The 11,464-nt window shown below is 35.5% G+C and carries 10 protein-coding genes and 4 tRNA genes; 5 read left to right on the top strand and 9 right to left on the bottom strand.

The window, feature by feature from the left end; all coding sequences use genetic code 11:
- Positions 1-251 precede the first annotated feature (251 nt).
- Both hisG and hisD read left to right on the top strand, forming a co-directional pair.
- On the top strand, positions 252-1,112 hold the full coding sequence (hisG, locus tag QL232_RS09845; RefSeq protein WP_281614342.1) for an ATP phosphoribosyltransferase: 861 nt from the start codon (positions 252-254) through the stop codon (positions 1,110-1,112).
- A gap of 96 nt (positions 1,113-1,208) precedes the next feature.
- The gene (gene hisD / locus QL232_RS09840) at positions 1,209-2,495 is read left to right on the top strand and encodes a histidinol dehydrogenase (protein WP_168882985.1); all 1,287 of its coding nucleotides are present in this window, start codon (positions 1,209-1,211) and stop codon (positions 2,493-2,495) included.
- 81 nt (positions 2,496-2,576) lie between these two features.
- Here the strand turns inward: hisD and QL232_RS09835 are convergent, their stop codons facing one another.
- Both QL232_RS09835 and cysM read right to left on the bottom strand, forming a co-directional pair.
- Entirely contained in the window at positions 2,577-3,083 is a 507-nt protein-coding gene (locus QL232_RS09835; protein ID WP_281613996.1) for a DUF3347 domain-containing protein, read from the bottom strand.
- An 11-nt stretch (positions 3,084-3,094) separates the two neighbouring features.
- A complete protein-coding gene (cysM, locus tag QL232_RS09830; protein ID WP_281613995.1) occupies positions 3,095-3,973 on the bottom strand; it encodes a cysteine synthase CysM in 879 nt (292 codons plus the stop codon).
- 212 nt (positions 3,974-4,185) lie between these two features.
- Here cysM and gcvT point away from each other — a divergent pair, with 212 nt between their 5' ends.
- Positions 4,186-5,283: a glycine cleavage system aminomethyltransferase GcvT gene (gcvT, locus tag QL232_RS09825; RefSeq protein ID WP_281613994.1), complete on the top strand. Its 1,098-nt coding sequence runs from the start codon at positions 4,186-4,188 to the stop codon at positions 5,281-5,283.
- 57 nt (positions 5,284-5,340) lie between these two features.
- On the opposite strand, the gene QL232_RS09820 is transcribed toward gcvT, so the two are convergent.
- The 7 genes from QL232_RS09820 to QL232_RS09790 all read right to left on the bottom strand — a co-directional run bounded on the left by QL232_RS09820 (position 5,341) and on the right by QL232_RS09790 (position 8,044).
- Positions 5,341-5,751, bottom strand: coding sequence for a hypothetical protein (locus QL232_RS09820; protein WP_168882981.1), 411 nt, complete (start codon positions 5,749-5,751; stop codon positions 5,341-5,343).
- 224 nt (positions 5,752-5,975) lie between these two features.
- A tRNA-Leu gene (locus QL232_RS09815) sits at positions 5,976-6,059 on the bottom strand.
- Between the two features lie 19 nt (positions 6,060-6,078).
- Positions 6,079-6,162 (bottom strand) — tRNA-Leu (locus tag QL232_RS09810).
- A 32-nt stretch (positions 6,163-6,194) separates the two neighbouring features.
- Positions 6,195-6,278, bottom strand: a tRNA-Leu gene (locus QL232_RS09805).
- 24 nt (positions 6,279-6,302) lie between these two features.
- Positions 6,303-6,386 (bottom strand) — tRNA-Leu (locus tag QL232_RS09800).
- 171 nt (positions 6,387-6,557) lie between these two features.
- Positions 6,558-7,316, bottom strand: coding sequence for a 5'/3'-nucleotidase SurE (gene surE, locus QL232_RS09795; RefSeq protein ID WP_168882980.1), 759 nt, complete (start codon positions 7,314-7,316; stop codon positions 6,558-6,560).
- A 77-nt stretch (positions 7,317-7,393) separates the two neighbouring features.
- On the bottom strand, positions 7,394-8,044 hold the full coding sequence (locus QL232_RS09790; protein ID WP_168882979.1) for a hypothetical protein: 651 nt from the start codon (positions 8,042-8,044) through the stop codon (positions 7,394-7,396).
- A gap of 417 nt (positions 8,045-8,461) precedes the next feature.
- Between QL232_RS09790 and aceB the strand changes: the two genes are divergently transcribed.
- Both aceB and aceA read left to right on the top strand, forming a co-directional pair.
- On the top strand, positions 8,462-10,066 hold the full coding sequence (aceB, locus tag QL232_RS09785) for a malate synthase A (protein ID WP_281613993.1): 1,605 nt from the start codon (positions 8,462-8,464) through the stop codon (positions 10,064-10,066).
- Between the two features lie 77 nt (positions 10,067-10,143).
- Complete coding sequence (gene aceA / locus QL232_RS09780; protein ID WP_281613992.1) at positions 10,144-11,418, top strand: isocitrate lyase; 1,275 nt, start codon at positions 10,144-10,146, stop codon at positions 11,416-11,418.
- Positions 11,419-11,464 lie beyond the last annotated feature (46 nt).

Here is an 11,464-nt window from a genome sequence, read left to right as displayed (position 1 = left end):
AAAGTAAGCTAACAGACAAGATAAAAAGTGTAAGCACTTACATTTCTTTATTGTCAATCTTTAGATTAATTAATTATAAATTTATCTCTAATAGCCTATTTTTGATGAAATATTCTAAAAATATAAGTAGATTTGATGTAAATATTGATTTCATATCATATTCATTCATCAGTTTATTAACAAACAACGTAGACTGAACTATTTTTAAAACTGTCTAGTGCTACACGTAAAAGTGTAAGACACAATTATTTATTATGACAAAACTTAAGATTGCAATCCAAAAGTCAGGTCGTTTAAGTGAAGGTTCACTTAACTTGATCCGTCAATGTGGAATTAAGATTCCTAGAATGAAGGGAGCTTTAAAAGCAGAAGCAAGCAACTTCCCTCTAGAATTTTTATTCCTTCGTGATGATGACATTCCGGGTTACGTTCAAGACGGCGTAGCCGATCTCGGAATTGTAGGTGCCAACGAGGCTGTTGAAAAAGACAAGCATGTTGATACTATACATCATCTTGGGTTTTCTAAGTGTCGTTTGTCTATTGCTATTCCAAAAGAAAAAGAATATAAAGGTATCCAAGACCTTGATGGAAAAAGCATTGCTACGTCCTACCCTAAAATCCTCGGAGATTATTTACAAAAGGAAGGAGTAAATGCTGAAATTCATGAAATTTCTGGATCTGTAGAAATCGCTCCTAATATTGGTTTAGCAGATGCAATCTGTGACCTTGTTAGTACTGGTAGTACATTAATGCAAAACAACTTAAAAGAAGTTGAAAGTATTTTCACTTCAGAAGCATTAATGATCTCAACTCCAGGTCTTTCTAGCGAAAAACAAGAAATTATTAATCAGTTATTGTTTAGAATCAACGCTTTACAAACTGCTGAGAATAATAAATACATTCTTTTAAATGCTCCTAAAGACAATTTAGATACCATTCTAGAATTATTACCTGGAATGAGAAGCCCTTCTATCCTACCGTTAGCTGATGAAGGATTCGTTTCTATCCATACAGTAATCGCTGAAGACGACTTCTGGTCTAAAATTGAAGAATTAAAGGCAGCAGGTGCTGAAGGAATTCTTGTAGTTCCTATTGAAAAGATGATCATATAAGTTTTCATCACAATTTCACTCACCATTTTATCTCAGTTTGATACCAAAAATGTCAAACTGAGATAATTTCATTTATAATGATAAAGCATTTAAAGTATGAAATTATTCAAAAACCCTGATAGAAAAGAATGGAACGCTTTATTAGAGCGTCCTGCTATGAGAATGGAAGAAATTGAAAAACAAGTTTCTCCTATTCTAAAAGCTGTGCAAAAAGATGGGGATGCAGCTTTACGTGCCTTTTCTTTACAATTTGATGGTGCTGAAGTAGATTCGTTACTTGTTTCAGATTCTGAATTTAAAGAAGCTGACCAACTTGTATCATCAGAGTTAAAAGAGTCGATCTCTATTGCTATTGATAATATTACAAAGTTTCATGCTGCTCAAAAAAGCGAAACTTTGAAAGTTGAAACAATGCCTGGTATTAATTGCTGGAGAAAAAGTGTTCCTATTCAAAAAGTAGGTTTATATATCCCTGGAGGTTCTGCCCCATTGTTTTCTACTGTTATTATGATCGGTGCTCCAGCTATTATCGCTGGTTGTGAAGAAGTTTGTCTTTGTACACCACCGAATCAAGAAGGTAAAATTCATCCAGCAATATTATATGCTGCACAAAAAGTAGGTATCAGAAAAGTATTTAAGGTAGGTGGCGCACAAGCTATCGCTGCCATGACATTTGGTACTGAAACTATCCCTGCCGTTTCAAAGATATTTGGACCAGGAAATCAGTATGTAACTGCTGCAAAACAATTAGCTACTAAAGAAGGTGTTGCTATCGATATGCCAGCAGGTCCCTCAGAGGTTCTTGTTTGGGCTGACGACACTGCCAATGCTTCTTTTATTGCTGCTGACTTGTTATCACAAGCCGAACACGGACCAGATAGCCAAGTAATTCTTGTTTCTACATCTGAAAAGATCATCGAAGAGACACAAAAAGAAGTTGCAAAACAATTGGCCGTATTACCTAGAAAAGAGATTGCCCAAAAAGCACTTTCTCATTCTAGAAGCTTCTTAATTGACGATGAAAAAACAGCACTTCAATTAGTGAACGAATATGCCGCAGAACACCTAATTCTTGCTTTAGATGATGCCGTTTCTGTATCAGAAAAAATTGTCAATGCAGGATCTGTTTTTGTTGGACACCTTACTCCTGAATCTGCAGGAGACTATGCTTCTGGTACTAACCATACTCTACCAACTTATGGTTACGCAAAAAATTATTCAGGCGTATCTTTAGATAGTTATTATAGAAAGATCACTTTCCAACAAATCGACAAGAAAGGACTTCTAGATTTAGGACCTCATGTCGAAAGGATGGCTGCTGCTGAAGAATTAGATGCTCATAAAAATGCTGTAACAGTACGTCTTCAATCATTAATTGACTAAGAACTACTCTACAACATTGCAAATAAAAAGGCTTAAATGACACGTATCATTTAAGCCTTTTTTTCAAATAAGGTGATGTTTTTATTTGCCTTTGATCGTTTCCATTACTCGACCACAGTGCAACATTTCATCTCCAAAATATGGATTAACTACCTCATCAGTCGCACTCAACCAATCTGCTCCTGTATTATTAAAAGCCATTGGACAATGTACTTTATATACATCCATACCTGCTTCTCCTGACTTAGCAATTTTATAATAATATGCTGTAACTACCTCAAATTGCTTTCTTTGTTCTGCAAGATCCGTAGAAGCTACTATCGCTTCAACTGCTTGCTTTACTTCAGTAGCATCTTCAGGTAAAGTGGCTAATACTTTCTTAGCATAAGTTTGTGCTGCTGTTGGATTAGATGCTATCAAACATTCTGAAAGTTTAAAATACGCCTTTGGCCCTTTGGCTTTTTCTGCATTATAAACGACAGGTTTTAGTTCTACCTTTTCTTCTTGTTGAACTTGTTGTTTTTCGGCATTACCACCACAACTCATCATCATAAACCCTAGAACACCCAGAGCAATAATCTTTTTCATAATATGGATTTTTAAAATAATTCAGTTGATAAGTATTTATCTCCGCGATCACAGACAATAAATACAATTGTACCTTTCTCGATTTTTTTCGCTGTTTCTAAAGCAACAAAACAAGAACCTCCACTACTCATCCCAGCAAAAATCCCTTCTTCTTTTGCTAATCTTCTAGCTGTATCTGTTGCTTGTTCTTTAGATACATCAACAGTTTGGTCAACTCTGTCACTGTTAAATATTTTTGGAAGGTAAGCTTTTGGCCATCTTCTAATACCAGGTATTTTCGCTCCTTCTGCAGGCTGTGCACCCACGATTGTAATGGCTTCACTTTGTTCCTTTAAAAACTTTGAAGTACCCATAATAGTACCTGTTGTTCCCATTGCTGAAACAAAATGTGTCACCTCTTGATTTGTGTCTCTCCAGATTTCTGGACCAGTAGTTTTGTAATGGGCTAAATAGTTATCAGGATTATCAAATTGATTAAGCATAAAATAACCACCTTCTTCAACTTTTGATAAAGCATAATCTCTAGCTCCTTCCATAGAAATGGCAGCAGGAGTCAAGGTTACTTTCGCTCCATACGCCCTCATTGATTTCACCCTTTCTATTGTTGCACTATCTGGCATCACTAATTCGATTTCAATATCCATCAAACTAGCAATCATCGCTAATGCAATTCCAGTATTTCCACTAGTGGCTTCTATTAACTTCGTCCCTTTCTTTAAATCTCCTCTTTTAACAGCTTCGTTAATCATATTATAAGCTGCTCGGTCTTTCACACTACCGCCTGGGTTCTGACCTTCTAACTTTGCAAATATCTTTACATTAGGATTTGGACTCATATTTTTCAACTCCACAAGAGGAGTATTCCCTACTAAGGATAACACAGATGCCATAATAATCTAGTTTGAATGTATCGTTTGTGTAATTGTACCGCTAATTTCTAGAAATTTTATCAAGAGAACAATTTTGTAAAAACTTATGATAGGAATAAAATTAAAAGAGTATGAAAATTTAGAACAATCTACTACTTTTGGCCTTTGAAAATCGTCCACAGATTTACACCAAATTTAATCTAACCATTTGGTAACACATATTCTTAAAGAAAATGACAGAACAAACATTAAAGAAAATCGCCTTAAACGATGTACATGAAGCACTTGGAGCTAAGATGGTTCCTTTTGCGGGTTACAACATGCCTGTTCGTTACTCTTCAGACATTGAAGAACACAAAACTGTAAGAAATGGCGTTGGCGTATTTGACGTTTCACATATGGGCGAATTCATGCTTAAAGGCCCAAAAGCATTGGATCTAATCCAAAGAGTATCATCTAACGATGCTTCAAAACTTTTTGACGGCAAGGCACAATACTCTTGCCTTCCTAATGAAGATGGTGGTATTGTCGACGACTTAATCATCTACAAAATCAAAGATGAGGAATACATGTTGGTTGTTAATGCTTCTAATATCGAGAAGGATTGGAATTGGATCGCAGAAAGAAATACTGAAGGTGTTGAAATGACAAACGTTTCAGATGACACATCTTTATTTGCTGTTCAAGGTCCAAAAGCAGCTGAAGCAATGCAATCATTGACAGATGTTGACTTATCAAATATGGAATTCTATACATTCACAATCGGTCAGTTTGCTGGCGTGGATAATGTTGTAATTTCAGCTACTGGATACACTGGTTCAGGAGGGTTCGAATTATATGTACCGAACAAAGATGCAAAAGCAGTATGGGAAAAAATCTTTGAAGCTGGTGCAGACTTTGACATTAAACCGATTGGTTTAGGTGCTAGAGATACCTTACGTCTAGAAATGGGGTACTGTCTATATGGAAATGATATTGACGACACTACTTCTCCTTTAGAAGCCGGTTTAGGTTGGGTAACAAAATTCACTAAAGAGTTTACTAACTCTGAGAACTTGTTAAAACAAAAAGAAGAAGGTGTAACTAGACGTCTTGTAGGTATCGAATTATTGGACAGAGGTGTTCCAAGAGGTGGATATAACGTCTTAAATAACGATGGTGAAGTGATTGGGAAATTAACTTCTGGTACTATGTCACCAATGTTAGGAAAAGGTGTTGCTTTAGGTTATGTCAATAGACCACTAACAAAAGCAGGCTCTGAAATCCTTATTGAAGTTAGAAATAGAAAATTAAAAGCAGTAGTCACTAAACTACCTTTTTATAAAGCGTAATTTTAAAAAATAACGTAAAATAAAAAACCTTATCATTTTTAAAGTGATAAGGTTTTTTTAATTATTGATAAGTCCTTTGACTTGAGGCCTTACTTTTTCGAAGAGTATAATCAATTCTGATTTATCTTGTAAGTAATTATCTATTCTACTGTGGACTAATCTATTTCTAGTGTCTATATCTAAAGAATCTAAATCTTCATCATCCCCGATTACTTGCTCGCCATCAACGTATTCTTCATATAACAGCACTCCATCGTACCTGGTTATTGTGAAATGTACAATCGACGAATTCAAGTCATCTCCTTGAAGAGAAGCCTTAAAGGTATCCAATTTCAAGGGTTTACTGTAAGTCAATTCATATTTTTTAGAATACAGCTCTCCATCCAAGTTATCATCGATAACTTCGTTCTCACAACTAGAAAAAATTAGTAGTGAAAGAATGCCGTATATTAAAAATTTCTTGATCAACTGTCGGTTATGTTATATTAATGTGCTACAAATATACAGCATTTTAAGTATTTAATATAATTTTCACAGATTTTATGTTAAAATAAAACGTAAACTTCACAAATATTAAAAATACTAAAATCATCTGTCTGCAGTTTTATAAAATCCGGTTATCGAAATCACCAAAAAACAATAAATCGGATGATTAACCACAAAAAAAGGCATTGAAAAATTCAATGCCTTAGTACCTGGGGTGGGGCTCGAACCCACACGAGGTTACCCTCACAAGATTTTGAGTCTAGCGCGTCTACCAATTCCGCCACCCAGGCGCATATAGAACAAAAGTAGTACTCGGGGTGGGGCTCGAACCCACACGAGGTTACCCTCACAAGATTTTGAGTCTAGCGCGTCTACCAATTCCGCCACCCGAGCAATCTGTTCTATATGATTATGTTTTTAAGTAGTACCTGGAGTGGGACTCGAACCCACACGTGGTTACCCACACAAGATTTTGAGTCTAGCGCGTCTACCAATTCCGCCATCCAGGCTTAAAACAACAATAATTGAAATAGTACTTGAGGTGGGACTCGAACCCACACGTGGTTACCCACACAAGATTTTGAGTCTAGCGCGTCTACCAATTCCGCCACTCAAGCAATCAATTACTGATATTTTCTACTGCTCTCCGTATGAAAGCGATGCAAATATGCATGGTTAAAATTAGAAAACAAACAAGTTCTTCTGACTTTTTTCTAATCAAATATTAACATGCTGATAAATAGGATGAAATTTTGAGAACTCCTTCCATCCTATTTACTGTAGCGGTTCTATTTCAATAAATCTTGCAAATATTCATGATTTGTAAGGTCAATTTTCACAGGAACGATACTTCCATAATTGTTATTTAAAGCCCACTCATCAGTATCTTCACCTTTATCGAACAAAACATATTTCCCTGTTAACCATAAATATTTTCTTCCAGACGGATCTGTTCTTTCGTCAAATTCTTCTTGCCATTTACCATCTGCCTGGCGACAATACTTTAATCCTTTAATTGGTTCATCTGATACTTTTGGAAAGTTGACATTTAAAGCCGTTCCTTTTGGCATCCCTTTTTCTAAAACCTTTTTTGCAATTTCTTCGACAAAATCTCTTGTATGATTAAACTCTGCATCATACCCATAATCACAAACACTATATCCAATAGCCGGTAAACCTTCAATAGCAGCTTCTAATGCCGCCGACATCGTACCAGAATAAAGTACACTTACTGAAGAATTACTACCATGATTCACCCCACTAACTACCAAGTCTGGCATACGCCCTAATAAATGGTTTTTGGCTAACTTCACACAATCCGCTGGTGTCCCAGAACACTGATAAGCTTTCACCCCATCTTTGACAAAAAGATCAGACTCATGGTATTTTAATGGATCATGTATAGTAATTGCATGCCCCATACCAGATTGAGGACTATCTGGTGCAACGACAACAACTTCACCTAAATTTTTCATTACATCTACTAGAAAACTTATCCCTTTAGATGTAATACCATCATCGTTTGTAATTAAAATAAGAGGTTTCATTTTTTTGATAATTTTATTCATAAAAAAACGGGCTATATGTTATGCCCGTGTAAATATAAGTATCTATTTCTCTTTCACTAGTTGGTTACTTCCCTTGCCCCTACTAATGAATCATAATATCTAACAATTTGAAGGAAGTCTTCTCGATCCTTATAATCTAATTTATTGATCTTGATAAATGCAGCCACTTCATCTTTATACTTCCCAAAATACACCAACATTGTTTCCAGCTTTCTTGTATCCACTTGACGTATTTCTGCATACATATCCATTAAATAGAAATCATACACCAAGATCCTTCTTCTTGTATTAAAGTTATTTCCCCAATAAGGATCATAAGAAGTTTCAGATACTTCTGCTATACGTTCTCTGATAAATAAAACATAAGGCTCTCCATCTTCCAACAACTCGAAGAAATGATTTTTTACATATCCTTTAGATTGCTTAAACGGCAAAGAATAAAAGAATCGTTCTCTTTTTGTTGTTGCATCAAGAATTTGAAAAGAACGAACATTCATTGCACCAAAAGACTTAATCACTCCATTTACAAGAATTTGAATTGACTCTACACCTTCTTCTAATGAGTATTTAAGCTTTCCTTTTAATGTTGTACCGTTATTCAAGTCGACTTCTCCCATATGCCAATACTCAGAAGGGAAATCTTGTGCTTGAACTGAAAAAGATAAGATAGAAACTAAGAATGTTATTATTATATGTTTCTTGACCATAAGTATGGAATTAATATCGTCAGATAAATTAGTGTTGATGAAAAATCATTTCCTATTATTAATATACTAAATAATCTTATAGGAATTACATTCACAATAAAATCACAGTAAATTTTACCCTATTTTTTCACACAAAGAAAAAGAGCATTTCTTTCGCTCATTTCTATAAAAACTAAATCAAACTTAGTTCAAAACACAAAAAATGTATTTTTTTGCGAATTTTCGCAATTTTATAAATATACATATAATACAACATAATACACCTTTTTAATATATTTTATTGGTTATCAATATTTATATTTTAATATTTTATATATTTGAATGAATATTCACTAGCGAATTTTCGCTTTTTTTATTCATTTCGCTTTTTATATATTTGTAACAGACACAATCACCAAGACACTAACTTTAAATATCATGAGAGGACAACACATTACTCAAAATGAGAAACTAGAAATCAGAAATTTGATTTCTAATGAGTACGAGACCATTCTAACTCCTGAAGCTTTAGAGTTTGTGGTCAAATTGCACAACAAGTTCAACAAACGTAGACTAGCGTTGCTTGAAGCCAGAACTAGACGTCAAGAAAGAATTGACGAAGGCAAGAAACCAAGTTTCTTAGCTGAAACTGCCTACATTCGAAATAGTGAATGGACAGTGGCAGAAGTAAAGGAGGACCTTCAAGACCGTAGAGTTGAAATTACTGGACCAGTAGATCGTAAAATGATCATAAATGCATTAAACTCTGGTGCAAATGTATTTATGGCCGATTTCGAAGACGCTAACTCTCCTACTTGGCAGAACAACATGGAAGGTCAAATTAACCTTCGAGATGCTGTAAGAAGAGAAATTGAATTCACTCATCCCATCACTGGTAAGGAGTATACTTTAAATGAAAAAGTAGCCACTCTTTTGGTTAGACCTAGAGGTTGGCATCTTGAAGAGAAAAATATACTGATAGAAGGAACTCCTATTTCTGGTGGATTATTGGACTTTGGTCTTTACTTCTTTCATAATGCACATGAATTAATTAGAAGAAGCAGTGCTCCTTACTTCTACTTACCTAAAATAGAGAGCCATCTAGAGGCAAGACTATGGAATGATATTTTTGTGTTTGCTCAAGATGAGCTAGGTATTCCTCAAGGAACTATCAAAGCTACAGTACTTATTGAAACGATATTGGCAGCTTTTGAAATGGATGAGATTTTATACGCTCTAAAAGACCATTCAGCAGGATTGAATTGCGGTAGATGGGATTATATTTTCTCATTTATAAAAAAATTCAGAAACGATCCTGAATTCGTTCTTCCTGATAGAGCTTTAGTAACCATGAAAGTACATTTCATGAAGTCATATTATGAACTTCTTATACAAACTTGTCACAAACGTAGAGCTTTTGCAATGGGTGGAATGGCAGCTCAAATTCCAATTAAAGACGACCAAAAAGCCAATCAAAAAGCAATTGATAAGGTAGCAAAAGATAAAACTAGAGAAGCATTAGCAGGTCATGATGGGACCTGGGTAGCTCATCCAGGTTTAGTTGCCACTGCTAAAGAAGTTTTTGATAGATACATGGGCGGTCCAAACAATTTAAATAAAACCATTACTCATAAAAAAATCACTGCAGAAGATTTACTGACAGTACCTCAAGGAGATATCACTCTTAAGGGTCTAAAGATGAATATCGATGTTGGCATTCAATATATCGCCAAATGGCTAGACGGACAGGGTGCTGTACCAATCCATCATTTGATGGAAGACGCCGCAACAGCAGAAATCTCTAGAACTCAGGTATGGCAATGGATAAAGCATCAGGCTAAAACAGATGAAGGAGTAACGATCACTCAAGAACTGTATCACAGCCTTATTCCAGAAGTGATGGACACCATAAAAGAATATGTTGGCACTGAACAATTTGAAACAGGAAAGTACAATGAAGCTCTTGATATTTTTAATCAACTAGTAACACAAGATGAATTCATAGAATTCTTAACGTTACCTGCTTATCAAAAATTAGATTAAAAAAATTAGGGCAATCCTACCGCCATAGTTTTGCCCTATTATGAATAATAATTACTCACGATTAAAATTAACCAAAAATGACAAAGCAAGAAAGAATTGACGCATTAAATAAGGAATGGAATACAAACCCAAGATGGGCAAACATTGAAAGACCTTTTACTGCAGAAGAAGTAGTAAAACTTCAAGGCAACGTCATCATTGAACACTCACTAGCAAAACAAGGTGCTGAAAAATTCTGGAAAGGCTTACATTCTGAACATTATATGGCAGGTTTAGGCGCTTTAACTGGCAACCAAGCAATCCAAGAAGTTGAAGCTGGGTTAAAAGCTATCTATTTAAGTGGATGGCAAGTGGCTGCAGATGCCAACTTGGCGGGACAAATGTACCCAGACCAATCACTATACCCAGCCGACTCAGTACCTAAAGTTGTACAAAGAATAAACAATGCATTAAGAAGAGCAGACCAGATTCAGTCTGTTGCTGACAGAGATGATACCGATTATATGGTACCCATCATTGCCGATGCTGAAGCAGGTTTTGGCGGCAACTTAAACGCATTTGAATTAATGAAAATGATGATTGAATCAGGTGCATCTGGTGTACATTTCGAAGATCAGTTATCATCTGCTAAGAAATGTGGACACTTGGGTGGTAAGGTATTAGTCCCTACACAAGAAGCAATCAACAAGTTAATTGCTGCGCGTTTAGCTGCAGATGTATGTGGTACTAATACAATTATTATTGCAAGAACAGATGCTGATGCCGCTAATTTAATTACGAGTGATATTGACCCAAGAGATCAAGAATTTATTTACGGAGAAAGAACTTCTGAAGGATTCTACCAGGTAAATAATGGAATCGACCAAGCCATTTCAAGAGGCTTATCGTATGCACCTTATGCCGATTTAATCTGGTGTGAAACCTCACACCCAGACCTTGAAGAAGCAAAACAATTTGCAGATGCTATTCATGCTCAATTCCCAGACAAGATGTTAGCTTACAATTGTTCTCCTTCATTTAACTGGGCTTCAAAATTATCTGTGGAGGAAATGGAAACGTTCCGAGAAAACTTAGCAGATATGGGTTATAAATTCCAATTCATTACGTTAGCAGGTTTCCATGCCTTGAATACGAGTATGTTTGAATTAGCAAAAGCATACAAAGAAAGAGGCATGGCAGGATACTCACAACTACAAGAAAAAGAATTTGCTTTACAAACAGACGGCTTCAGAGCGGTGAAACACCAAGCTTTTGTTGGCACCACATACTTTGATGCAGTTCAAAACACCGTAACTAATGGTACTGCATCTACCACTGCCATGGAAGGAAGTACAGAAACCGCTCAATTTTAATTAGCTTATATATGGTTACCTAACTAAAAACTCTTCTACTTTTTGT

The organism is Flammeovirga sp. SubArs3 (assembly GCF_947387565.1).
Taxonomy (GTDB): Bacteria; Bacteroidota; Bacteroidia; order Cytophagales; family Flammeovirgaceae; genus Flammeovirga; species Flammeovirga agarivorans.
The sequence above is the reverse complement of the archived record's forward strand: the minus strand, read 5'-3'. Positions and strand labels throughout refer to the sequence as shown.